Annotated in this window: 29 protein-coding genes; 25 read left to right on the top strand and 4 right to left on the bottom strand. The window is 32.1% G+C overall.

Features of this window, described 5'->3' with window-relative positions; all coding sequences use genetic code 11:
- The first annotated feature begins 49 nt into the window (after window positions 1-49).
- From LOS89_RS10850 to pruA, 5 genes are all read left to right on the top strand, one after another.
- Window positions 50-1,297, top strand: coding sequence for a type IX secretion system plug protein (locus LOS89_RS10850; RefSeq protein ID WP_231835267.1), 1,248 nt, complete (start codon window positions 50-52; stop codon window positions 1,295-1,297).
- Between the two features lie 2 nt (window positions 1,298-1,299).
- The gene (locus LOS89_RS10855) at window positions 1,300-1,740 is read left to right on the top strand and encodes a DUF3667 domain-containing protein (RefSeq protein ID WP_231835268.1); all 441 of its coding nucleotides are present in this window, start codon (window positions 1,300-1,302) and stop codon (window positions 1,738-1,740) included.
- A gap of 95 nt (window positions 1,741-1,835) precedes the next feature.
- On the top strand, window positions 1,836-2,378 hold the full coding sequence (locus LOS89_RS10860) for a hypothetical protein (RefSeq protein WP_231835269.1): 543 nt from the start codon (window positions 1,836-1,838) through the stop codon (window positions 2,376-2,378).
- Window positions 2,379-2,381: 3 nt separating this feature from the next.
- Entirely contained in the window at window positions 2,382-2,768 is a 387-nt protein-coding gene (gene apaG, locus LOS89_RS10865) for a Co2+/Mg2+ efflux facilitator ApaG/CorD (protein ID WP_231835270.1), read from the top strand.
- Window positions 2,769-2,928: 160 nt separating this feature from the next.
- A complete protein-coding gene (gene pruA / locus LOS89_RS10870) occupies window positions 2,929-4,554 on the top strand; it encodes an L-glutamate gamma-semialdehyde dehydrogenase (protein WP_231835271.1) in 1,626 nt (541 codons plus the stop codon).
- Window positions 4,555-4,649: 95 nt separating this feature from the next.
- Here pruA and rsmG read toward each other — a convergent pair whose 3' ends face one another.
- Window positions 4,650-5,279, bottom strand: coding sequence for a 16S rRNA (guanine(527)-N(7))-methyltransferase RsmG (rsmG, locus tag LOS89_RS10875; RefSeq protein ID WP_231835272.1), 630 nt, complete (start codon window positions 5,277-5,279; stop codon window positions 4,650-4,652).
- 107 nt (window positions 5,280-5,386) lie between these two features.
- On the opposite strand from rsmG, the gene LOS89_RS10880 reads away from it, so the two are divergent.
- The 16 genes from LOS89_RS10880 to LOS89_RS10955 all read left to right on the top strand — a co-directional run bounded on the left by LOS89_RS10880 (window position 5,387) and on the right by LOS89_RS10955 (window position 17,458).
- Window positions 5,387-6,481, top strand: coding sequence for a fatty acid desaturase family protein (locus LOS89_RS10880; protein WP_231835273.1), 1,095 nt, complete (start codon window positions 5,387-5,389; stop codon window positions 6,479-6,481).
- A gap of 58 nt (window positions 6,482-6,539) precedes the next feature.
- Window positions 6,540-7,724 (top strand): pyridoxal phosphate-dependent aminotransferase, encoded by a 1,185-nt coding sequence (locus LOS89_RS10885; protein ID WP_231835274.1) that lies wholly within the window; start codon window positions 6,540-6,542, stop codon window positions 7,722-7,724.
- A 43-nt stretch (window positions 7,725-7,767) separates the two neighbouring features.
- Window positions 7,768-8,934 (top strand): formate-dependent phosphoribosylglycinamide formyltransferase, encoded by a 1,167-nt coding sequence (gene purT, locus LOS89_RS10890; RefSeq protein ID WP_231835275.1) that lies wholly within the window; start codon window positions 7,768-7,770, stop codon window positions 8,932-8,934.
- Window positions 8,935-8,937: 3 nt separating this feature from the next.
- Entirely contained in the window at window positions 8,938-9,261 is a 324-nt protein-coding gene (locus tag LOS89_RS10895; protein ID WP_231835276.1) for a DUF6370 family protein, read from the top strand.
- 281 nt (window positions 9,262-9,542) lie between these two features.
- Entirely contained in the window at window positions 9,543-11,414 is a 1,872-nt protein-coding gene (locus LOS89_RS10900; protein ID WP_231835277.1) for a peptidase U32 family protein, read from the top strand.
- Window positions 11,415-11,491: 77 nt separating this feature from the next.
- Window positions 11,492-12,067, top strand: coding sequence for a Crp/Fnr family transcriptional regulator (locus tag LOS89_RS10905; protein WP_231835278.1), 576 nt, complete (start codon window positions 11,492-11,494; stop codon window positions 12,065-12,067).
- Between the two features lie 78 nt (window positions 12,068-12,145).
- Window positions 12,146-12,862 (top strand): pirin family protein, encoded by a 717-nt coding sequence (locus LOS89_RS10910; protein WP_231835279.1) that lies wholly within the window; start codon window positions 12,146-12,148, stop codon window positions 12,860-12,862.
- A 25-nt stretch (window positions 12,863-12,887) separates the two neighbouring features.
- Window positions 12,888-13,169 (top strand): GNAT family N-acetyltransferase, encoded by a 282-nt coding sequence (locus tag LOS89_RS10915; RefSeq protein ID WP_231835280.1) that lies wholly within the window; start codon window positions 12,888-12,890, stop codon window positions 13,167-13,169.
- Between the two features lie 74 nt (window positions 13,170-13,243).
- On the top strand, window positions 13,244-13,474 hold the full coding sequence (locus tag LOS89_RS10920) for a (4Fe-4S)-binding protein (protein WP_231835281.1): 231 nt from the start codon (window positions 13,244-13,246) through the stop codon (window positions 13,472-13,474).
- Window positions 13,467-13,997: an NADPH-dependent FMN reductase gene (locus tag LOS89_RS10925; RefSeq protein WP_231835282.1), complete on the top strand. Its 531-nt coding sequence runs from the start codon at window positions 13,467-13,469 to the stop codon at window positions 13,995-13,997. Before LOS89_RS10920 ends, LOS89_RS10925 begins: the two co-directional genes overlap by 8 nt.
- Window positions 13,998-14,081: 84 nt before the next feature.
- Window positions 14,082-14,609, top strand: a complete 528-nt coding sequence (locus LOS89_RS10930; protein ID WP_231835283.1) for a YceI family protein — start codon at window positions 14,082-14,084, stop codon at window positions 14,607-14,609.
- Between the two features lie 136 nt (window positions 14,610-14,745).
- Window positions 14,746-15,618: an ACP S-malonyltransferase gene (gene fabD, locus LOS89_RS10935; protein WP_231835284.1), complete on the top strand. Its 873-nt coding sequence runs from the start codon at window positions 14,746-14,748 to the stop codon at window positions 15,616-15,618.
- A 30-nt stretch (window positions 15,619-15,648) separates the two neighbouring features.
- On the top strand, window positions 15,649-15,903 hold the full coding sequence (locus tag LOS89_RS10940; RefSeq protein ID WP_231835285.1) for a hypothetical protein: 255 nt from the start codon (window positions 15,649-15,651) through the stop codon (window positions 15,901-15,903).
- Window positions 15,904-16,022: 119 nt separating this feature from the next.
- Window positions 16,023-16,811 (top strand): HipA family kinase, encoded by a 789-nt coding sequence (locus LOS89_RS10945; protein WP_231835286.1) that lies wholly within the window; start codon window positions 16,023-16,025, stop codon window positions 16,809-16,811.
- Entirely contained in the window at window positions 16,789-17,172 is a 384-nt protein-coding gene (locus tag LOS89_RS10950) for a DUF3037 domain-containing protein (RefSeq protein ID WP_231835287.1), read from the top strand. Before LOS89_RS10945 ends, LOS89_RS10950 begins: the two co-directional genes overlap by 23 nt.
- A 67-nt stretch (window positions 17,173-17,239) precedes the next feature.
- Entirely contained in the window at window positions 17,240-17,458 is a 219-nt protein-coding gene (locus tag LOS89_RS10955) for a hypothetical protein (RefSeq protein ID WP_231835288.1), read from the top strand.
- A gap of 70 nt (window positions 17,459-17,528) precedes the next feature.
- Here LOS89_RS10955 and galE read toward each other — a convergent pair whose 3' ends face one another.
- Together galE and LOS89_RS10965 are read right to left on the bottom strand one after the other, a co-directional pair.
- A complete protein-coding gene (galE, locus tag LOS89_RS10960; RefSeq protein WP_231835289.1) occupies window positions 17,529-18,542 on the bottom strand; it encodes a UDP-glucose 4-epimerase GalE in 1,014 nt (337 codons plus the stop codon).
- Window positions 18,543-18,607: 65 nt separating this feature from the next.
- The gene (locus LOS89_RS10965) at window positions 18,608-19,735 is read right to left on the bottom strand and encodes a DegT/DnrJ/EryC1/StrS family aminotransferase (protein WP_231835290.1); all 1,128 of its coding nucleotides are present in this window, start codon (window positions 19,733-19,735) and stop codon (window positions 18,608-18,610) included.
- 96 nt (window positions 19,736-19,831) lie between these two features.
- Here LOS89_RS10965 and LOS89_RS10970 point away from each other — a divergent pair, with 96 nt between their 5' ends.
- The 4 genes from LOS89_RS10970 to LOS89_RS10985 all read left to right on the top strand — a co-directional run bounded on the left by LOS89_RS10970 (window position 19,832) and on the right by LOS89_RS10985 (window position 23,977).
- The gene (locus LOS89_RS10970) at window positions 19,832-21,076 is read left to right on the top strand and encodes a 3-deoxy-D-manno-octulosonic acid transferase (RefSeq protein WP_231835291.1); all 1,245 of its coding nucleotides are present in this window, start codon (window positions 19,832-19,834) and stop codon (window positions 21,074-21,076) included.
- Between the two features lie 52 nt (window positions 21,077-21,128).
- A complete protein-coding gene (locus LOS89_RS10975; RefSeq protein ID WP_231835292.1) occupies window positions 21,129-23,282 on the top strand; it encodes a S46 family peptidase in 2,154 nt (717 codons plus the stop codon).
- A gap of 164 nt (window positions 23,283-23,446) precedes the next feature.
- Complete coding sequence (locus tag LOS89_RS10980) at window positions 23,447-23,656, top strand: hypothetical protein (RefSeq protein ID WP_231835293.1); 210 nt, start codon at window positions 23,447-23,449, stop codon at window positions 23,654-23,656.
- 93 nt (window positions 23,657-23,749) lie between these two features.
- On the top strand, window positions 23,750-23,977 hold the full coding sequence (locus LOS89_RS10985) for a PG1828 family lipoprotein (protein WP_231835294.1): 228 nt from the start codon (window positions 23,750-23,752) through the stop codon (window positions 23,975-23,977).
- A 43-nt stretch (window positions 23,978-24,020) separates the two neighbouring features.
- On the opposite strand, the gene LOS89_RS10990 is transcribed toward LOS89_RS10985, so the two are convergent.
- Window positions 24,021-24,374, bottom strand: a complete 354-nt coding sequence (locus tag LOS89_RS10990; protein WP_231835295.1) for a YegP family protein — start codon at window positions 24,372-24,374, stop codon at window positions 24,021-24,023.
- Between the last annotated feature and the right edge of the window lie 82 nt (window positions 24,375-24,456).

The raw sequence follows: 24,456 nt of genomic DNA on the forward strand, positions 1-24,456 counted from the left end.
GTATTTGTTTTCAAACTTTTGTTATTTTTACATTCTTATTACATATAAAATGAACAAAATTAGCTACATAATTTGCTTGCTTTTTTGCCAAATTGTTTTGGCTCAATCAGGAATTGAACAAGAACCTCCGTTTAATATTAAAACCATTTCTTTTGTTCAAAATAGAAATAATGTGGTTCCTTACTTTAAATTAGGGGAAGTTTTTGAACTTCAATTTGATGATTTATACGGAGACGAAGCCGATTACTATTACACTATTACACAATTCAATTATGACTGGTCTGCTCCTACCGATTTAGCAAAAGTGGAATATTTGAATGGAATGGATAACCAACGAATTATTACTTATGAAAATTCGTTTAATACCTTACAACTTTATTCTCATTACACACAAGTATTTCCAAATCGTTTTAACCAAATTACGAAAAGTGGTAACTACTTAATTTCGGTTTTAAACGACGAATCTGAAGTGGTTTTTTCAAGAAGGGTTGTGATTTACGAAGAACAAGTTTCAGTAGGTTTACTCGTTAGAAGAGCTAGAGATTTTGACAGCATCAATGAAAAACAAAACATTGAAATGACTATAAATTACGGAGACAGAACACTTCAAAATCCTATCCAAAATGTAAAAGTCACTATTTTTCAAAATGGAAATTGGGAAAATAGTATTTCCAATGTAAAACCACAATACACAATTGGTTCTGAACTAATTTACAGATACAATAAAGAAACACAATTTTGGGGTGGAAATGAAACTTATACGATTGACAATAAAATCATCCGAGCAACAAATAACACTGTTGCTCAAGTAACTTCGGGAGACAATATTTACAACACTTATTTATATGTAAATACCCCAAGAAGAACACATCCTTACACCTATTTCCCTGATATAAATGGCAACTTTTTTATTCAAAATGCCAATTCTTCAAATTCACAAATTCAAGCTGATTATTCTTGGGTATATTTTGCTTTAAACACTCCAAACATGTTAGACAAAAACATCTACATTGTTGGCATGTTTAATAATTATGCTTTAACAGAAGAATTTAAAATGGAATTCAATAAAAATTCTGGTTTGTATGAAAAGGCAATTTTATTAAAACAAGGTTTTACCAATTATCAATACGTTGTTACCGATAAATCAGGAAAAATTGATTACGCAAACACAATTGATGGAAACTTCTTTCAAACAGAAAATAATTATACTGCAATAGTATATTACAAAGGAAACAACGAAAGATACGATAGAGTAATTGGAATTGCCAATACAAACAGCGAAGTTATACGTAATTAAAAATGGGTAGAAAAGATTTAAAATACAGAGGTTCTGAGTGTTTAAATTGTGGAACAGCATTAGACATAAGCGAAAAATTCTGTCATCATTGTGGTCAATTAAACTCAACAAAAAAACTAACCATTAGTGATTTTATTGAAGAGTTTTTTGCAAACTTTTACGCTTACGACTCAAGATTAAGAAACTCTATTATTTCCATTTTTACTAAACCAGGTGTTTTAGCAAAAGAATTTAACGAAGGTAAAAGACATACTTACGCTAATCCGTTTCGTTTATTTTTAAGTGTTTCTTTATTACTATTCATTTCTTTTAATTTAACTGAGGGCGATTCGGATTCTAACACAAAAATAACTGAAAAAGATTTAAATAAAGAAAGACAAATTAAAGATAGTATTACCAACCAAATTCTCAAACAAAGTCCAAATCAAAAAAAGACTATGTAAATAAAATAATAAATGACACTATTGAATACAGCAAAGATTCTATTTACACAAAGCAATTTATAGACGAAAACATTTCTTCTGGATCAAAACCATTTATGTATACAATTTTATCGTTTAGAAATTTTCACAAAAAATATCCTGAAAAAACAGACGAACAGGCTCTTAAAGAACTTGGTCATGAAGTTAGTTTTCTAAACAAAACTTTTTATCACAAAGCGCGACTATTTAAAACCAATGAAATTGAACGAGAAATTTTTGATTATTTCTATGAAAAACTTCCTTTCTTCATCTTTTTATCGTTACCAATCTTGACTTTAATTTTTTGGATGGTATTTTACTCTAAAAACATCAATTATACAGAGCATTTAGTATTTTCATATAGCTTTTTTACTTTTATGTTTATTTGCTTAATGGTTTTCAATTTTATTGATTTCGTAAGTAGTGGATTAGCAACTTTTATCTCAGGAATTTCGTTTGCAATTCTCTTCCCAATATACTTTTATAAATCTTTAAGAAATTTTTATCAACAAAGCCGTTGGATAACTATTTTAAAATTTATACTTTTGAATCCGTTATTCTTTTTATTTCTAGGCATTTGCACTTTAGTAATGATGTTGATTGGAATAATTTTATTTTAAACTATGGTTAGTCAAATAACAAAAGGCATAAAGATTTCAGTTTTAACTAGTTTTGAAGGAACTTACTTCAAGAACTATAAGATTCATTTTGCCTTTAATTACCATGTTACTATCGAAAACCAAAGTAAAGATTCGGTTCAATTAACCACACGTCACTGGGAAATTTACGATGCTTTAAACACTTTAGAAGTTGTAGATGGCGAAGGTGTAATTGGAAAAAAACCAGTTATTAAACCAGGTGAAAGATACACGTATTCTTCAGGTTGTTTACTTTCGTCTCCAATTGGAGCCATGAAAGGTTATTTCAATATGGTGAATTTTACCTCAACAAGAAGCTTTAGAGTTATTATTCCTACTTTCAAACTTAGCGCACCTTTTGCTATTAATTAAAAGTTATCTCTTTTAAGCTAAGTAACTTTTGTTATCGATAATTCAAAATATACTTCGTATTTTTGCATTGGTTTACAATTAAACCATAAAACAGTACAAAATATTGTCTAATTTTCACTCAAGGACAATGTCCTAATTGAGGAAGCTAAATTACAACACCATGTTAAAAGGATTCTTTAATGTCCCAAAAGCGGTTAACGAACCCGTAAAATCGTATGCTCCAGGTTCTCCTGAAAGAGCAGCTGTTGCAGCAACTTATTCAAAAATGTGGAACGCTCAAGTTGAAGTTCCTTTATATATTGGTAAAGAAGAAATCAAAACAGGCGACACTAAAAAAATGTCGGCTCCACATGATCACCAACATGTTGTTGGAGTTTACCACCAAGCAGATAGAGCTTTAGTTGAAAAAGCAATTACATCTGCTTTAGAAGCTCGTAAAAATTGGGCAGCTTTATCTTGGGAAAATCGCGCTAGTATTTTCTTAAAAGCGGCTGAATTATTAGCTGGTCCTTACCGTGCTAAAATCAATGCAGCAACTATGATTGCGCAATCAAAAACAATTCACCAAGCAGAAATTGACTCGGCTTGTGAATTAATTGATTTCTTACGTTACAACGTAGAATTCATGACTAAAATCTACGCGGATCAACCAGCATCTACTTCAGATATGTGGAATAGAGTTGAATACAGACCATTAGAAGGATTTGTATACGCAATTACACCATTTAACTTTACAGCTATCGCAGGAAATTTACCATCGAGCGCTGCTTTAATGGGGAATGTTGTTGTATGGAAACCAGCTGCAACTCAAGTATATTCTGCTAATGTAATTATGCAAGTTTTCAAAGAAGCAGGTTTACCAGATGGTGTTATCAATATGGTAATGGGAGATTCTGGAATGGTTTCAGATGTAATTTTATCAAATCCACACTTAGCTGGAGTTCACTTTACAGGATCAACAGGAGTTTTCAACGACATTTGGAAAACTATCGGAAATAATATTGCAACTTATAAAACGTATCCAAGAATTGTTGGAGAAACTGGAGGAAAAGATTTCATCATTGCACATCCATCAGCTAATGCAAAACAAGTAGCAACCGGAATTTCTCGTGGTGCTTTTGAATTCCAAGGACAAAAATGTAGTGCCGCATCACGTGTTTACATTCCACAAAGTTTATGGCCAGCAGTAAAATCACATTTAGAAGCAGATTTAGCTTCAATGAAAATGGGTTCTCCAGAAGACATGAGCAATTTCATTACAGCAGTTATTTCAGAACCTTCATTTGATAAATTAGCACGTTACATTGATCAAGCTAAAAACGATAGCGATGCTGAAGTAATCATGGGTGGAAATTATGATAAATCAAAAGGTTATTTCATTGAACCAACGGTTATCTTAACTACAAATCCAAAATACAACACGATGTGTACGGAATTATTCGGACCAGTGGTTACGATTTATATTTACGAAGACGCAAAATGGTCTGAAACATTAAAATTAGTTGACGAAACTTCAGAATACGCTTTAACAGGCGCTGTGTTCAGCCAATGTCGTTATGCAGTGGAAGAAGCAACCGTTGCTTTACAAAATGCAGCAGGAAACTTCTACATCAACGATAAACCAACAGGTGCTGTTGTAGGAATGCAACCATTTGGAGGAGCAAGAGGTTCTGGAACTAACGATAAAGCAGGTTCATCTCAAAACTTATTGCGTTGGGCTTCAGTTAGAACAATTAAAGAAACTTTCGTAACACCAGAAGATTATAAATATCCGTTTTTAGGTTAATCCGAAATACGAAGTAGAAATAAAAAACCCGATTTTCATTTGAAAATCGGGTTTTACTTTTTATAGCTAAACACTAATTACTTTTCACTATTCACCTATTTCTTATACTTCAACGGCAAATGCACCACTTTCTTAGTTTCAAAAAACTCATCTGAAAAGAAATCGGATAAATTATATTGTGTTGCTTTTGGGAAATCCTTTAATTCTTCGGTTAAATCGCCGCCTTTTAAATATAAAATTCCGTTAGCTAATTCGTGGTTTTGTTTTTTAGCTACTTTATCATCGACCCATTTTACAAAATCAGGCATATTGGTTACGGCACGACTTACAATGAAATCAAATTCTTGTTTCACTAATTCGGCACGTTTTTGTTCGGCTTTTACATTTTTTAATCCTAAACTTGCAGCTACTTCATTCACTACACGGATTTTTTTCGCAATTACATCAATCAAATAAAAATCAACTTCTGGAAATAAAATTGCTAATGGAATTCCAGGAAACCCACCACCTGTTCCAACATCCATAATTTTAGAACCTGGGCGGAACTCGATAATTTTTGCAATCCCAAGTGAATGTAAAACGTGACGCGTATATAATTCGTCGATATCTTTTCGTGAAATCACGTTAATTTTGGCATTCCAATCTTCGTATAAACCTTGTAATTTTTGAAACTGAAGTATTTGATTATCAGATAAATCAGGAAATTGCATTAAAATGGCTTCCATTAGTTAAATTTTACACAAAAATACGCTTTTTAGTGAATAAAAAATGATGATTATCATAAATGAAAAAATTATAATAATTATCTTTGACGAAATTTGAATATTAAAATATGAATACCACAACCCCGATTTTTTCAAAAGAGGACAATCTGAAATTTTTCAGAACTTTAAATAAACGAGTAAACGACTATTTTAAAGAAAACAAAATAAACAAAACTGGAAACTGGAAATTGCACTTAAAAACAATTGTGATGTTCAGCCTTTTTCTAACACCATACTTCTTCTTATTAGCAATGGATATGCCTTTCTGGGTATATTTATTACTTAATGTCGTTATCGGTATCGGTATGGCAGGAGTTGGAATGAACGTAATGCATGACGGAAATCATGGTGCATATTCAACAAAATCTTGGGTAAACAAATTAATGGGCGGAAGTATTTATATTTTAGCTGGAAATGTTTATAACTGGCAAGTACAACACAATGTTTTACACCATACATATACCAACATTATTGGTCACGATGAAGATTTAGAAGCGGGAAGAATTTTACGTTTTTCTAAAACTGCAAAATGGTATAGTCACCACAGATTTCAACATTATTATTCTGTTTTCTTGTATGGATTATTAACTTTCAATTGGGCTATCACTACTGACTTCCTTCAAATGAAACGTTATTTAAAAAGACAATTATCTTACGGAGAAGCAAAAAGCCCAGCATTCCAATGGACAACTTTGATTGTTACAAAAGCAATTTATTTCTCAATTTGGTTAGTTTTACCAATGCTTTTAGGAATTACTTGGTGGAAAGTTTTATTTGGTTTCGTAGTAATGCACTACACTGCGGGATTAATTTTAAGTATTGTATTCCAATTAGCACATGTTGTAGAAGATACTGTAAACCCAATGCCAGATGAAAATGGCGAAATTGAAAACACTTGGGCTATTCACCAATTATTTACAACTGCTAACTTCGCACCTAAAAATTGGATTGTAAATTATTACACAGGTGGTTTAAATCACCAAATTGAGCACCATATTTTTCCAAACATTAGCCACATTCACTATGATAAGATTGCAGAAATTGTAAAACAAACTGCAAAAGAATGCAACTTACCATATCATGAGTTCAAAACTACTCGAGAGGCAATTGCATCGCACTTTAAGCACTTAAGAGAACTTGGCAGAAAACCACAATTAGCATAATAAATTAAGAGACGCGAGAAATCGCGTCTTTTGTATTAACTATAATAACTAACACACAATGAACCCGTTATCGGACAGAATCAACAATTTAGCTGTATCACAAACGTTAGCTATGGCAGCTTTAGCTAGAGAATTAAAAGCACAAGGAAAAGACATTATCAGCCTTAGTTTAGGAGAGCCTGATTTTAACACTCCAGACTACATCAAAGAAGCTGCAAAAAAAGCAATTGACGAAAATTATTCAGCTTACACACCAGTAGAAGGTTATGCAGAATTAAAAGAAGCAATTTGTAAAAAATTTAAAAGAGATAACAACTTAAATTTTTCACCATCTCAAATTGTTGTTTCAACTGGAGCAAAACAATCTTTATATAATATTGCTCAAGTAATGTTAAACGATGGAGACGAAGTTATTCTTCCTGCTCCATATTGGGTTTCTTATTCAGAAATTGTAAAATTATCTGGTGGTGTTCCTATTGAAGTTCCAACTTCAATTGAAACAAATTTTAAAATTACACCTGCACAATTAGAAGCTGCAATTACACCAAAAACTAAAATGATGTGGTTCAGTTCTCCTTGTAATCCTTCTGGAATGATTTACAGCAAAGCAGAATTAGAAGGATTGGTTGAAGTGTTAAAAAAACATCCAAACGTGTATGTTGTTTCTGACGAAATTTACGAACACATTAATTATACTGGAACTTATTGCAGTATTGGTTCAATTCCAGGAATGGAAAACAACACAATCACTGTAAACGGAGTTGCTAAAGCTTTCGCCATGACTGGATGGAGAATTGGTTATATTGGCGCACCAGAATTTATTGCAAAAGCATGTACAAAAATTCAAGGTCAAGTAACTTCAGGAGCTAATTCTATTGCACAGAGAGCAACTATTGCTGCTATTGAAGCTGAGCCATCAAAAATCAAATACATGGTAGATGCTTTTTACCAAAGAAGTATTATTGTTTATGATTTGTTATCAGAAATTCCAGGTTTTAAAGTAACCAAACCAGAAGGAGCTTTCTATTTCTTCCCAGATGTTTCATATTATTTTGGAAAAACTTTAAGAGGTAAAGAAATAAAAGACGCTAATGATTTTGCTATGTACTTATTAGCCGAAGCAAATGTTGCAACGGTAACTGGTGATGCTTTTGGAAATCCAAACTGTATTCGTTTATCATATGCAACTAGCGAAGAATTATTAAGAGAAGCCGTAAAAAGAATTAAAGAAGCAGTAGCTTAATACTATATGCCCCAAGTTTTCTTGGGGCTTTTTTATAAAAATTATGAATAAAAAAATTGTATTACTAGGATCAGGAGAACTTGGAAAAGAATTTGTAATTGCAGCACAACGTATTGGTCAAACAGTAATTGCTGTTGATAGTTACGAAAACGCACCTGCTATGCAAGTTGCAGATGGTTTTGAAGTAATTAATATGTTAGATGGTGCAGAATTAGATAGAATAATTGCAAAACACAATCCTGATTTTATTGTTCCTGAAATAGAAGCAATTCGTACAGAACGATTTTATGATTACGAAAAACAAGGAATAACCGTTGTTCCATCTGCTAAAGCGGCAAACTTTACTATGAATAGAAAAGCTATTCGAGATTTAGCGGCTAAAGATTTAGGATTACGTACAGCAAAATACCAATACGCGACAACAGCCGAAGAATTGAAATCGAGTGTTGCTGCAGTTGGAATTCCATGTGTTGTAAAACCATTAATGAGTTCATCTGGCAAAGGGCAATCAACTATAAAATCAGAAGAAGATATTGAAAAAGCATGGAAATATGCTGTCGAAGGTTCTCGCGGCGATGTTGTTGAAGTAATCGTGGAAGCTTTTGTAAACTTTCATTCTGAAATTACCTTGTTAACTGTTACTCAAAACAACAATCCAACCTTGTTTTGCGCACCTATTGGACACAGACAAGAAAGAGGTGATTATCAGGAAAGCTGGCAACCAGCAAAAGTTTCAGATGCAGATCTAGCTGAAGCTCAAGATATGGCTAAAAAAGTAACTGAAGCATTAGGTGGTGCTGGTCTTTTTGGTGTTGAATTTTTCCTAACTAATGAAGGTGTTTATTTTTCAGAATTATCACCAAGACCTCATGATACCGGAATGGTAACTTTAGCCGGAACACAAAATTTCAACGAATTTGAATTGCATTTAAGAGCCATTTTAAGTTTACCAATTGCTGAAATTACACTTGAACGAAATGGGGCTAGTGCCGTAATTTTAGCATCCGAAAATTCAACCAATCCTACTTTTTCTGGAATTGAAGATATTGCAGGATTACCAAAAACAGATTTTAGACTTTTTGGAAAACCAACATCAAGACCCTACAGAAGAATGGGCGTTGTGTTAAATTATGACAATTTAGATTCTCCAATTGAAGAAATTGTAGAACGAGCAAAAAAAATTGCTACATTAGTAAAAGTAAATAGTTAAAAAATGAAAAAATTAGTTCTATTCTTTTTCTTTTTAAGTTTTTTTAATGGTTTTTCGCAAGAGAAAAAAACTGAAGAAAAGAGAATCGTTGAAGTGTCATGTGGTCAGTGCAAATTTGCTATGACTGAAAAAAAGGGCTGTGATTTAGCGGTTCGTATCGATGGAAAATCCTATTTCGTTGAAGGAACTACCATAGACGATCATGGTGATGCTCACGCTGATGATGGTTTTTGCTTTGCAATTCGAAAAGCGGAGGTTATTGGAGAAATAAAAGACAATAAATTTGTTGTAACCTATTTCAAATTACTTCCAGAAAAGAAAAAGTAATAAAATTTCACAGTATATTAAAAACACGTTTCATCTCATTTAGTTGAAGAAACGTGTTTTTTTTATTTAATTATACCAACATATTTTTTTAATAAAATGAAAAGCAAAATGTTACGAAATCAAAACATTTTCGTCAGTTCGAGTGTTCCAATTTTTCATTGGAATGTATCGAGAACAAGAAAATACCTCAAAAAATTGATTCAGAATTAGAAATCTTGGATTTTTTATAAGAACTTTGCACACTTTTTTTCGGTAATTCCCGAAAGATTAAAGTTTTAAAAATGAAGAAGAAGATTGAAATTTTAGCACCAGCAAAAGATTTACTAACTGGTATTGCAGCTATTAACGCAGGTGCCGATGCTGTTTATATTGGATCACCACAATTTGGTGCTCGTTCTAATGCTCACAACTCATTAGAAGATGTTGCAGCATTAGTAGAATATGCGCATTTGTACAATGTTCAAGTTTTTGTTGTTATCAATACTATTTTATATGATAATGAATTGGAAACTTGTCGCCAATTAATTTGGAAGTTATACGATATTGGTGTTGACGCTTTAATTATTCAAGACATGGCAATTATGGAGATGGAATTACCTCCTATTGTTCTTCATGCCAGTACACAAACTAACAATAGAGATGCAGATAAAATTAAATTCTTAGCAGATGCTGGAATTAAACGTGTCGTTTTAGCTCGCGAATTGAACTTACATCAAATAAAAGAAATTAGCGAAGCAAGTGATGTAGAATTAGAATTCTTTGTTACAGGTGCATTGTGTGTTTCATTTAGTGGAAACTGTTATATGAGTGTTGCAAACGGAGAGCGTTCAGCAAACCGTGGTTCATGTGCTCAAAACTGTCGTTTACCTTATAATTTAATTGATGGTAATGGCGAAACTTTAATCAAAAACAGTCACTTACTTTCTATTAAAGATTTTGATGTTTCCAATCAAATTCCAAATTTAGTTGAAGCCGGAATTGTTTCTTTCAAAATTGAAGGTCGTTTAAAAGACATTGTTTATGTAAAAAATAATGTTTCGTACTTACGTAAAAAATTAGACGCGTTCTTAGAAGAAAATCCTGAGAAATATACAAAAGCTTCATCTGGAACTTGCACCTATACTTTTGATTCTGCTTTAGATAGAACTTTCAATCGTGGGTATACTGATTATTTTGTTAATGAAAGACATCAAGCTATTGGTTCTTGGGAAAGCCCAAAATCAAAAGGACAATACATTGGTAAACTAGTAAAAACAGTTGGTAATTCGTATGTAATTGAAAACGGAGAATTACTTAACAATGGTGATGGATTGTGTTTTATTAATGCAAACAATGAAGCGGAAGGAATTTACGTAAATAAAGTAGAAAACGGAATCGTTTATCCTAATGTTCTAAAAGAAATTAAAGACGGAACATTTATATACCGAAACAACGATGCAGCTTTCATTAAGTTGGTTGAAAGAGAAGATAGTGCTGTTCGAAAAATCAGCACCACTTTATTACTGACTGAAAACGAAACTGGTTTCGAATTAATCGCAACCGATGAAGATGGAAATGTAAGCACAACTAATTTGGTTCATCCAAAAGAGCCAACTAAAAATGGTGAATCGTTAGAAGAAAACTTCAAAGTAAATTTAGCTAAAACTGGATTCACACCATATAACGCTGATGAAATTGATGTTGTCTTTTCTGAAAACTGGTTCCTTCCTATTTCAAAAATCAACGAAATGAGAAGAACTGTTTACGAACAATTATCAGAAATTCGTTTAAAAAATTATGTTAGAAAAGAACATCAATTAGTAAAAACATCTCATCCTTATCCTGAAACCAAGTTGGATTTTATGTATAATGTTGCCAACAAAACAGCTCGTAAATTCTACGAACGTCATGGTGTAACCGAAATTGAAAAAGCTTTCGAATTACAATGGGATCCAGGAAAATCTCGTGTAATGACTACTAAATACTGTATCAAATACGAATTAGAGCGTTGTCCTAAATACCATAGAGAAAATATGGACAAAAAACTTAAAGAGCCATTGGTATTGAAACAAGGTGAATTGGAATACAAACTAAAATTCAATTGTAAACCTTGCGAAATGGAAATTTGGGAAAAAGATGCCGAATTTGAAATCGAAGAAGATCATATTCATTAATATAAAAAACCGATGTTTACAATGTAAACATCGGTTTTTCTTTTTTTGATTACTAAAATTAAATTGTATTTTTGAGTATGCAATCCATTCTTGAAAATATCGCCAAACATGTTGCTCTTACACCAGAAGAGCAAGAATTGTTACTATCTAAAACCATTACACAACATTACAAAGCAAAAACAGTTATTCTTAATGCTGGAGAAATTTGCAAGTATTCGTATTTTGTAAATTCTGGATTATTAAGAAGTTTTTCTATTAATGATAATATTACCGAACATGTACTTCAGTTTGCTTGCGAAGGTTGGTGGATTGGCGACATGTATAGTTTACTAACTCAAAAACCGGGCAACCTATTTATAGAAGTTATCGAAGATGCCGAAGTTGTTTTACTGCCAAAAGAAAATCAAGACGAATTGTATCATTTAATTCCAAAATTAGAACGCTTTTTCAGAATACTTATCGAAAATTCATTAGTAGCACATCAAGAGCGATTAATGGATAATTTAAGTTTAACAGCGGAAGAACGTTTTGAAAAATTTTGTTCTAAATACCCAACGCTTATCCAACGAGTTCCTCAAAAACAAATAGCTTCTTACATTGGAGTTACTCCAGAATTTTTCAGTAAAATGAAAGCAAAAATGTTGCGTAAATAATTTGTTAATCTAGATTAAGTGCGCTTTCTTTAGTCGTGATGTAAATTTGTATCATAATAATTACTAAATTTATATATCATGAAAAATTCGGTTTTACATAAAGCAAATACAAGAGGAAATGCAAATCATGGTTGGTTAAACGCTTACCACAGTTTTAGTTTTGCAAATTGGTACAATCCAGAAAGAGTGCAGTTTGGAATGTTGCGCGTTTTAAACGACGATACCATTGCTGCTGGAATGGGCTTTGGAACACATCCTCACGATAATATGGAAATTATTACCATTCCTTTGGAAGGCGATTTAGCTCACAAAGACAGTATGGGAAATGGTACAACTATCAAAAGTGGTGACATTCAAGTAATGAGTGCTGGAACAGGAATTCAACATAGCGAATTCAATCCAAATCATGACCAACAAACAAAATTGTTTCAAATTTGGTTATTCCCAAAATTTAGAAATGTTACACCTAGATACCAACAAATTACATTAGACAAATCGTTAGAGAAAAACGATTTTGCTCAAATTTTATCTCCAAATGCAGATGATGCTGGTGTTTGGATTCATCAAGATGCTTGGTTTTATATGAGTGATTTTGATGCTAATTTTTCTAAAAAATTAGGATTAAAAAAAGAAGGAAATGGTTTCTACATTATGAACATTGAAGGTGAAATCGAAGTAAATGGAGAAAAACTAGAAAAAAGAGATGCAATTGGAATTTGGGAAACTCCAGAAATTGAAATTAAAGCAAACACCGATGCGAAATTTTTAGTAATGGAAATTCCTATGGAACAATAATTAATTTTCAGTTAAATAATAAGCCATGAACGAAGTACAACTAAGAATAGACGATAATAAAGGCGCTTTCTATATTGAAGTTAACGAAAAACAAGAAGCAATGATGACCTTTGTTTTTGCTGGTGAAGACAAGATTATCATCGACCACACTGAAGTTAATCCCGGAAATGAAGGAAAAGGCTTTGGTAAAAAAATGGTAACTAAAGCGGTGGAATTTGCCAGAGAAAAAGAAATTAAAATATTGCCGTTGTGTCCTTTTGCAAAAAGTGTTTTTGATAAAACACCAGAATTTAAAGACGTTCTTTAACTTATAATCTGCAAGTTTCAATAAAAGCTTGCAGATTTTTTTATATACCAATAGCAATTCTAAAACTAAAAATCATGGATCCAAAAAACATTAAAAAAGAATATACAAATGGTGAAGTAACCATTGTATGGCAATCTGGAAAATGTAGTCATTCAGCAAATTGCGTTAAAAATAATCCTGATGTTTTTAAACCAAAAGAACAACCTTGGATTACACCAGAAAACTCAACTACTGAAAAAATTATCGAAACTGTAAAAAAATGCCCTTCAGGTGCATTAACCTATTATCTAAATAAAAATGACTAAAAAAATAATCGCATTCGGCGCTTCATCAAGTAAAAACTCTATTAATAAACAACTAGCAACTTATGCTGCTAATCAGTTTCAAAATGTTTCAATTGAAATTTTAGATTTAAACGATTACGAAATGCCCATCTTTTCAGTTGATAAAGAAAAAGAAAATGGCATTCATCCATTGGCACAAGAATTTTATGAAAAACTTGGAACTGCTGATTTAATTCTTATTTCTTTTGCCGAACACAATGGAAATTATTCAACTGCATTTAAAAATATTTTAGATTGGACTTCACGTATTAATTCCAAAACCTTTCAAGAAAAACCAATGTTATTATTAGCAACATCACCAGGTGCTCGTGGCGGAAGTTCTGTTTTAGATATTGCTTCAAAACGTTTCCCTTTTCAAGGAGGAATTGTAAAAGGTAGTTTTTCATTACCAAGCTTTTATGAAAACTTTGATGTTGTAAACGGAATTATTCATCCTGAATATAAAAATCAATTGTTAAACATCATAAAATCAATAGAATTATAATTTCTTAATCTAGGTTAAGTGACTACTTCTGGTAACCGAAGTAAATTTGTAGTGTTAATATTAAATAATTTAAAAAAGATAAATATGGCAACTACAAAATGGACAATTGATCCAACACATTCAGAAATTGGTTTTAAAGTTAAACACATGATGTTTACAAATGTTTCAGGAAAATTTGATAATTACGAAGCTTCTATCGAAACAAACGAGGATGATTTTACAACTGGTAATTTTGCTTTCAGCGCAGATATTAGTTCAATAGACACAAGAAATGAAGACAGAAACAATCACTTAAAAAGTGCTGACTTTTTTGATGCTGATAATTTTCCAAAATTAAGCTTTACATCTACCTCTTTTGTCCCAAATGGAGATAACTATGAATTAACTGGTGATTTAACTATTAAAGATGTAACAAAACAAGTTAAACTTCCTGTTGAATTTAGCGGATTAATGCAAGATCCATGGGGAAATACAAAAGCTGGTTTAAACATTGAAGGAAAAATAAACAGAAAAGATTGGGGTTTAAACTGGAATTCAGCTTTAGAAACTGGTGGTGTTTTAGTAGGTGAAGAAGTGAAACTTATTATCGATTTACAGTTGGTTAAATCTTAATTATTTTGTTCAAATAATATAAAACCTTACAGATTTTAAAATTTGTAAGGTTTTTTTATGTTTAAAAAATAGTACTTTTGCTGAAATTTTGAGTAACTTTTAAACTCATAAACTTTAAACTTTTAAACCAATTAAAATGAAAGCATACGTATTTCCTGGTCAAGGAGCTCAATTTACTGGAATGGGTAAAGACCTTTACGAAAACTCACCATTAGCAAAAGAATTATTTGAAAAAGCAAACGATATTCTAGGTTTTAGAATTACAGATATTATGTTTGAAGGAACAGCCGAAGAATTAAAAGAAACGAAAGTTACACAGCCTGCTGTGTTTTTACATTCGGTTATTTTAGCTAAAACATTAGAAAATTTTAAACCAGAAATGGTTGCTGGTCACTCGTTAGGTGAATTTTCTGCTTTAGTAGCTAATGGTGCTTTATCGTTTGAAGACGGATTAAAATTAGTTTCTCAAAGAGCTACAGCAATGCAAAAAGCTTGCGAAATTACACCTTCTACTATGGCGGCTGTTTTAAACTTAGATGACAAAATTGTTGAAGATATTTGTGCTTCAATTGATGGTGTTGTAGTTGCAGCCAATTACAACTGTCCAGGTCAATTAGTAATTTCTGGCGAATACAAAGCAGTTGAAACGGCTTGTGAAAAAATGAAAGAAGCAGGTGCAAAGCGTGCTTTAATTTTACCTGTTGGTGGTGCTTTCCACTCGCCTATGATGGAACCAGCTCGTGAAGAATTAGCTGCTGCTATCGAAACAACAAATTTTTCAACTCCAAGTTGCCCAGTATATCAAAACGTAACAGCAAGTGCGGTTAGCGATCCTGCTGAAATTAAGAAAAACTTAATTGCGCAATTAACAGGTGCAGTTAGATGGACACAATCGGTTAACCAAATGATTGCTGACGGAGCAACTAGTTTTACGGAAGTTGGGCCAGGAAAAGTATTAGTTGGATTGGTAAACAAAATCAACAAAGAAGTAGAAACGATTTCGGCTTAGTTTTTGAGTTAAATTTCAAAAGATAATCGTATGAGAAAAATAATTTTATCCGTTATTGCTTTAACGCTGTTAATCTCATGTAAAGAAGAAACAACAGAAAAAGTAAGAGAAGCTTCTAAAGCAGTTGGAGCAGATTTAAAACAAGCTGCCGATTCTGCAAAAGTAAAGGCAAAAAAAGTTATTGATTCATCTAAAGTAGGTGAAAAAGCAAAAGTTATTATTGCTAAAGGAGCTGAAAAAGTTGAAGAAGGCGCTAAAAAAATAAAAGAATCAGTTGAGAAATAATAAAAAATCCCGAGTTCAAAATCGGGATTTTTCATTATTAAGATAATTAATCCCTGTAATAAAACAAAAAACATAACCAAAAATTGAATTAACTATCTTTGTAAAAAGAAATTCCCTTTATGAATTTGGATTTACGAACAGTAAGCGTCATTCGATACATTACGCCACTACGCGAAGGTGGTTCGCTTCCTGCGTTGGCCGAAGCTGATGACGATTTTAAATATGTAATTAAATTTAGAGGTGCCGGTCACGGTGTTAAAGCATTAATTGCTGAATATTTAGGAGGTCAAATTGCGAGCTATTTAGGTTTGCAGGTTCCTGAATTGGTTTATGTTACTTTAGACGAAGCGTTTGGAAGAACTGAAGCCGATGAAGAAATTCAAGATTTATTGAAGTTTAGCGAAGGGTTAAATTTAGGACTTCATTATTTATCTGGTGCGTTGACTTTTGATGCAGCCGTAAATGATTGCGATGCGCTTTTGGCTTCAAAAATTGTTTGGCTCGATGCTTTTATTACCAATGTTGACCGAACTTTCAAAAACACCAACTTATTGATTTGGAAAAAAGAATTGTGGTTAATTGATCATGGTGCTTCTTTCTATTTTCATCATTCTTGGAACAATTGGGAAACGACAGCCATTACTCCATTTGCATTAATTAAAGATCATGTTTTGTTACCTAAAGCAAGTAAACTTGAAGAAGCGCATGCCGAATTTAGTTCAAAATTGAATCCTTCAATTTTAAAAGAAATTGTAAATAGAATTCCAAATGAATGGCTACAATGGGAAGAAACCGATTTATCGCCAGACGAAATCAAATTGGTTTACTTAAAATTTTTATCAATACGATTAGAAAATGCTTCAACTTTTTTAAAACAAGCTCAAGATGCACGAAAAACACTTATATGATTACGCTGTCATTCGTGTAGTACCAAGAGTAGAACGCGAAGAATTTATAAACATTGGTTTGATGTTGTTTTGCAAACGTCAAAAATATTTGCACATTCAATACCAAATTCCAAAGGAAAAAATAACGCTATTTTGTCCAGAATTTGATGTGGAACAATTAGAAATAAACTTGGCTGCCTTCACCAAAATTTGTTCGGGCAAAAAAGAGGGCGGTCCAATTGCTGAATTTGAATTAGCCGAACGTTTTAGATGGTTAACGGCTATAAAAAGTTCTAGCATTCAAACCTCAAGACCTCATTCTGGATTTAGCACAGACTTAGATAAAACCTTTGATGAATTATACAAAGAACTAGTTTTATAAGCAATTGTTTGTGACTTTTATGATTTTTTAGTACCTTGATACTCAATAATCATAAAACTATTTTAATATGAAAAAAGTATTTTTAGGTTTTGCTTTCTTAGCAATTTTATCATTAGCTTCATGTAAAGAAGAAACCAAAGACAAAGTGGAAGAAGCAACAGAAGCAGTTGGAGATGACATTAAAGCTTCAACAGAAGAAGCTGTAGAAAAAATCGATTCTACTGCAACTGAAGTTAAAGAAGAAGTTAAAAAAGAAATTGAACATATGGACGAAAGAGTTGACTAACTCATTTTCAGAATTTAAATATAAAAAAATCCGGAAATTAAGTTTCCGGATTTTTACTTTATAAACAATACTATTTTCTGATTTTCTGTTCCCATTTCCAGGCGCTTGCTAAAGCATCTTCTAATGAAAATTGTGATTGCCAACCTAAAACTTCATTAGCTTTTACTGTATTAGCGTAAGCTTCTGTAATATCACCTTCTCTTCTTTCAACAATCTGATAGTTTAATTTTCTTTCAGAAACCTTTTCAAAAGCATTGATTACTTCTAAAACCGAACTTCCTTTACCTGTTCCTAAATTAAAAGTTTCTACTTTTTCTAAATTTTGCTTATTCAACAAACGTTTTAAAGCAACAACATGCGCTTTAGCCAAATCAACTACATGAATATAATCACGAATTGCAGTACCATCTGGAGTTGGATAATCATTCCCAAAAACAGATAATTTTGCACGAAGTCCAATAGCTGTTTGCGTAATAAAAGGCACCAAGTTTTGAGGAACTCCTAAAGGCAATTCCCCTATCTCAGTTGATGGATGCGCACCAATTGGATTAAAATAACGCAACAAAACTGCATTAATGTTTGAAACTTTGGCAACATCTGAAATAATTTCTTCTCCTATCTGCTTAGTATTGCCATAAGGAGACATTGCAGATTGAATCGGCGCATTTTCGGTAATTGGCATTTGTTCGGCTTGACCATAAACCGTACAAGATGAACTAAAAATAAAACTGGCTTTATCTTTCTTTTGTAATTGTTGAAGTAAATAAACCAAAGAGTTTATATTGTTTTCATAATACAACAAAGGATTTTCAACACTTTCACCAACTGCTTTTGAAGCCGCAAAATGAATCACACCTTCTATATCATGGTACTTTTCAAAAAAAGCTGTAACTAGATTTTTATCGCGTAAATCAATATTCTCAAACAAAGGTTTTTTTCCAGTGATTCTTTCAATTCCATCAATTACGTCAACTGAAGAATTTGAAAGATTATCTATAACAACAACATCAAATCCTTCATTTTGCAATTCCACAACCGTATGCGAACCAATAAATCCTAAACCACCTGTAACAAGTATCTTCATATTTTAGTTTTCAGTCGCAGTCGCAGTAAACAGTAACTGAGACTGAATACTGAGACTGAACACCATTATACGTATTCTAAAACCGAATCTGTAATAAATTTAATTTGCTCATCATCTAATTCAGTATGCATTGGTAATGCAATAACTTCCTTACACAATTGGTTTGTTACAGGAAAATCTGCTTCATTATACCTTGAATCAGCGTATGCTTTTTGACTATGTAATGGAATTGGATAATAAATAGCACAAGGAATTCCTTTTTCTTGTAAATGAGCTAACAAAGCATCACGTTTTCCATTTAAAATACGAATTACATATTGATGAAATACATGACAATCACAAGAATCACAAATTGTAGGAACCCAAATATTAGAATTTTGCCCTAATGCCAAGCTATATTTTCTTGCTGCATCTTGACGTGCTTTATTATAAGTATCTAAATGTGGTAATTTTGCTTTCAAAACTCCTGCTTGAATACTATCTAAACGAGAATTTACTCCTACAACATCGTGATGATATCTTTCGTACATTCCGTGGTTTACAATTCCTCTTATTTTATGAGCTAAAGCATCATCATTCGTAAAAATAGCACCACCGTCTCCGTAACACCCTAAATTTTTAGAAGGAAAAAATGAGGTTGCAGCTACATGCCCGATAGTTCCAACTTTCTTTTTAACGCCGTCTTTGTTTGTATAATCAGCACCAATTGCTTGAGCATTATCTTCAATAACATATAAATTATGCTCATTTGCAATTTCCATAATTGCATCCATATTGGCAGCGCGACCAAATAAATGAACTGGAACAATTGCTTTAGTTTTCGGAGTAATTGCTTTTCTGATTCCATCTAAAGAAATGTTCATATTATTCATATCCACATCTACTAAAACAGGTGTTAATTGCAATAAAGCAATAACCTCAACTGTTGCTGCAAATGTAAAATCAGCAGTGATTACTTCATCACCAGGTTTTAAATCCAATCCCATCATCGCAATTTGTAAAGCATCGGTACCGTTAGCACATGGAATAACATGTTTTACACCTAAATATTTTTCTAAATCAGCTTGGAATTGATGAACCAAAGGTCCGTTTATGTAAGTATTGGTATCTAAAACTTCTTGAATTGAAGCATTAACTTCGTCTTTTATTTTTTCGTATTGACTTTTCAAGTCAACCATTTGTAATTTTTTCATTGAAATAAAATTAAGTCTAGCAAAAATAAGAAATTCTATAGTACAAATTTTATGTTCGACAAAAAGAAACGTATTTTAGCACCATAAATTAGAATTATGCTATTTCTATACAACATAATTACACTTTTAGCTTCACAACTTTTAAAGATTGTAGCGCTTTTTAGTCCGAAAATGAAACTGTTTGTTAACGGAAGAAAAACAGTTTTTGAAACTCTTAAAAACAAACTCAACTCTTCAGATAAAACCATTTGGTTTCACGCCGCCTCATTAGGTGAATACGAACAAGGTTTACCTGTGATTGAATCAATAAAAGAGCGATTTCCAAAACATAAAATCATTGTCACTTTCTTTTCTCCTTCTGGTTATGAGGTTCGAAAAAACAATACTTTAGCTGATGTCACTGTTTACTTGCCTTTAGACACTATTTCGAATGCAAAAAAATTCATCGAATTAGTTCGTCCTGAAATGGCTTTTTTTATCAAATATGAATATTGGCCAAACTACTTAAATGAACTGAAGAAAAACAATATTAAAACCTATTTAATTTCTGGAATTTTAAGAGAAAATCAAGCTTTTTTTAAATGGTATGGCGGATTTTACAGAAAAGCATTAAAAACCTTTAACTACTTTTTTGTTCAGAATGAAAGTTCAAAAAACCTGTTGCAAAGTATCGGTTTTCACAATGTAAAAGTTTCTGGAGACACTCGTTTCGATAGAGTAGTTTCAATTTTAGAACGAGATAATTCATTAGACTTTATAGAACAATTTAAAGACAAAAAGACTACCATTGTAATTGGAAGTTCTTGGCCAAAAGATGAAAGCTTATTAGTGAATTATATCAATCAGAGTTCTGATGAAGTAAAATTTATAATTGCACCTCACAATATTAAACAAGAGCAAATTTCAAATCTCAAAAATCAAATTCAAAAGAAAACGATTTTGTTTTCTGAAAAAGAGAACGTTCAATTATCAGAATTTAATGTTTTCATTATTGACACCATTGGAATTCTAACCAAAATTTATTCCTATGCCGATATTGCCTATGTTGGCGGTGGTTTTGGAAATCCTGGTGTTCACAATATTTTAGAACCTGCCACTTTTGGTGTTCCGGTTATCATTGGACCAAATTATTCGCATTTCGCTGAAGCTACTGCATTAGTAAATATGAATGGATGTACTTCTATTCAAAATCAAACACAATTAAACGAAGCTTTTGATTTACTTATTCAAAATAAAGACGAACGATTAGAAAAAGGACATATTTGTAGCACTTTTGTTCAGATGAATAAAGGAGCGACTCAAACGATAATGAATTACATTACTAACGAAACTATAAATTGATTTTTGTTACAAAACTAAAATTGTAACTTGCACCCTCAAATATTAAATTGATATGAAATTTTTAAAATTACTACTTGTTTTAGTTGTTTTCCAAGTTCAAGCACAACAAGGTGGGATGTGGATTCCATCTTTATTGGAAGGAACTAATGAAAAAGAAATGAAAGCGCTAGGAATGAAAATTAGCGCAGAAGACATTTATTCGGTAAATCATTCAAGTTTAAAAGATGCAGTTCCACACTTTAATGGTGGTTGTACTGCAGAAATGATTTCTCCAAAAGGACTTTTATTAACAAATCACCACTGTGGTTATGACAACATTCAAAACCATTCAACAGTAGAACACGATTATTTAACTGATGGTTTTTGGGCTTATAAATTAGAAGAAGAATTACCAAACAAAGATTTAACAGTAACTTTTATTGTTAAGATTGAAGATGTAACGAACAAAATCTTTGAAGGTGTTTTAAATCTTCCAACAGAAAGCGACAAACAAAAGAAAATCCAACAAAACATTGCAGCAGTTAGCAAAAACTTCCCAAAAGAAGCTTGGCAAGACGCTATGATTAGAACTTTTTATGACGGAAACCAATATTTATTATTCGTTACTGAAACATTCAAAGACGTTCGTTTAGTTGGAGCGCCACCAAGTTCCATTGGAAAATTTGGATCAGATACTGATAACTGGGTTTGGCCTCGTCATACAGGAGATTTTTCATTATTCAGAATTTACGCAGACAAAAACAATCGTCCAGCAGCATATTCAAAAGATAATGTTCCTTATACGCCAAAACACTTTTTCCCTGTTTCTGCAAAAGGAATTCAAGAAAACGATTTTACAATGGTAATGGGATATCCTGGAAGAACGCAAGAATACTTGCCTTCTTTTGCCGTAGAACAAATTGTAAATGATTTAAATCCTGCTAAAATTGAAATTCGTGATGCTGCATTAAAAGTACAAGACGGTTTCATGAGAAAAGATAACGCTATTAAAATCCAATATGCTTCAAAGTATGCAAGTGTTGCAAATTATTGGAAAAAATGGATTGGCGAAACTAAAGGCTTAAAAAAATCAAATGCAGTTGCTATTAAAAAAGCTTTTGAAAAGAAATTCCAAGAAAGAGTAAACAAAGCTGGCAAACAAGCAGAATACGGAACTCTTTTAGCTGATTTTGAAAAAAATTATAACGAAATCAGAGAATATGCAATTGCAAGGGATTATTTTACAGAAGTAGTTTTAAGAAACTCAGAGATTTTATCTTTCGGATATCGTTTATACCAATTAGAGCAAGTTTACAACACAAAAGGTGAACAAGCTTTTAACGACAGAAAAAACAATTTAATTTCAGGATTTGAAGGTTTGTATAATGATTATAATGCACAAGTTGACGAAAAAGTATTCGAACAATTAATTGCATTATACGCAACAAAATCACCAAAACAGTTTTTACCTGAAAGTTTAAACAATGCAAACACATCTGCTTTAACAACTTCTATTTTTAGTACATCAAAATTAACTAGCTATACTAGTTTAAAAGAATTATTAAGTGGAGATGCTAAATCTGTTTTAGAAAAAATCAACCAAGATGCAGCATACAAATTGGTAAAATCAATTGCGGATAGTTACCAAAAAAATGTAGCACCTAAGTTTGACGAAATCAATTTAAAAAACGTTGCATTACAAAGAACATATATGAAGGGAATTATGGAATTCTTTCCAAATGATAGAATTTTCCCAGATGCTAACAGTACACTTCGTGTAACTTATGGAAAAGTTAAAGGATACAAACCAAGTGATGCTGTTATCTACGAACCTATTAGTTACTTAGACGGTGTTATTGAAAAATATGTTCCAGGCGATTACGAATTTGATGTTCCAAAAAAATTAATTGATCTATACAATGCTAAAGATTATGGTAGATATGCAGACAAGAATGGTAAAATGCCATTAGCTTTCATTGCTACTAATCATACTACAGGAGGAAACTCTGGTAGTCCTGCTTTAGATTCGAAAGGAAACCTTATCGGATTAAACTTTGATAGAGTTTGGGAAGGCACAATGAGCGACATTTATTATAGTCCAGAAATCTGTAGAAATATCATGGTAGATGCACGATATATTTTGTTTATTATTGACAAGTTTGCCGGTGCTAAAAACCTTATTGAAGAGATGACGATTCAATACCCTAAGTCTCAAAAAGCCAAATAATTAGAAAATATTTTTCAAATTAAAAGTTTGGCACGGCATTTGAAATAAAGCATTTCGGAATCCAGAGAAAAAAAATTTAAAAAAAAAGTCTAAAAATATTTTGACATGTTAAAAAATTTATATCTTTGCTCCGAATTAATAATTAACCTTTATAATTTAGTAAGATGAAAAAAGTTGTTTTAAGTTTAGCAATCGTTGCTGCTATGTTCGTTTCTTGTAAAGAAAATGCTGCTGAGGCAGAAGCTACTGTAGATTCAACTGTAGTTGAAGCTCCAGCTGTTGAAGAGGCTCCTGTAGCTGATTCTACTGCTGTAGTTGCTGATTCTACTGCTGCTACTGAAGCTCCAGCTGCTGAAGCTGCTCCAGCTAAGTAATTTATTGCTGACAGTAAAAAATCAAGCTCCACAATGTGGGGCTTTTTTTTGACCAATAATTAAAAACGTTTAATCAATATAAAAAAATAAAAAATGAAAAAAGTTATTTTAAGCTTAGTATTTGCTACTACTATGTTTGTTTCTTGCAAAGAAAACACACCTGAGACTACTGAAACTACAGATTCAACTGCTGTTGAAACTCCTGTTGTTGAAGAAGCTCCTGTTGCAGACTCTACTGCAGTTGCTGTTGATTCTGCAGTTGCAAAATCACAAGAAACTGCTAAAGTAAAACTTCAAAGAATTGACGAAGTAGTAAAATAATCATTTACTCAAACAACAAAAAGCCCTGTTATGCAGGGCTTTTTTATTCTATCGGACCAAATATGTCTTCTGCAGAAGAAAAGTCTAAGAATTCCGCCTTATCGGCATATTTTACAATTTCATCAATTCCTTTTTGCAAAAGCAATTGTGTTGTATATCGTCTACTTACAGCAATTTCATGCTCATCTAATATCAATCGAAAGAAAAACTTTCCTCCAGAAGATCTAAAGCGCATAAAAACACATCGCTCTAAAGAAACTTTCAGTTTTTCAATTTCTTCCTCGCACTCAAAACGCAATTCAAAATCATTACTTGTAAATATTGTTTTACCTCTTCTAGAGACGAACTCATATTTATAATTCCCATTAAGGCGTTTACTGATTACAAATGTCCCCATTAGATTTTTTTGAAATGAATTTTCTAAAGATAAAATAAAAAATCAATTTGATTCTTTTAGAAATAAAAAAAGCCTCTAACAA

Origin of the sequence: Flavobacterium channae, assembly GCF_021172165.1 — a bacterium.
In the GTDB taxonomy this organism is placed as follows: Bacteria; Bacteroidota; Bacteroidia; order Flavobacteriales; family Flavobacteriaceae; genus Flavobacterium; species Flavobacterium channae.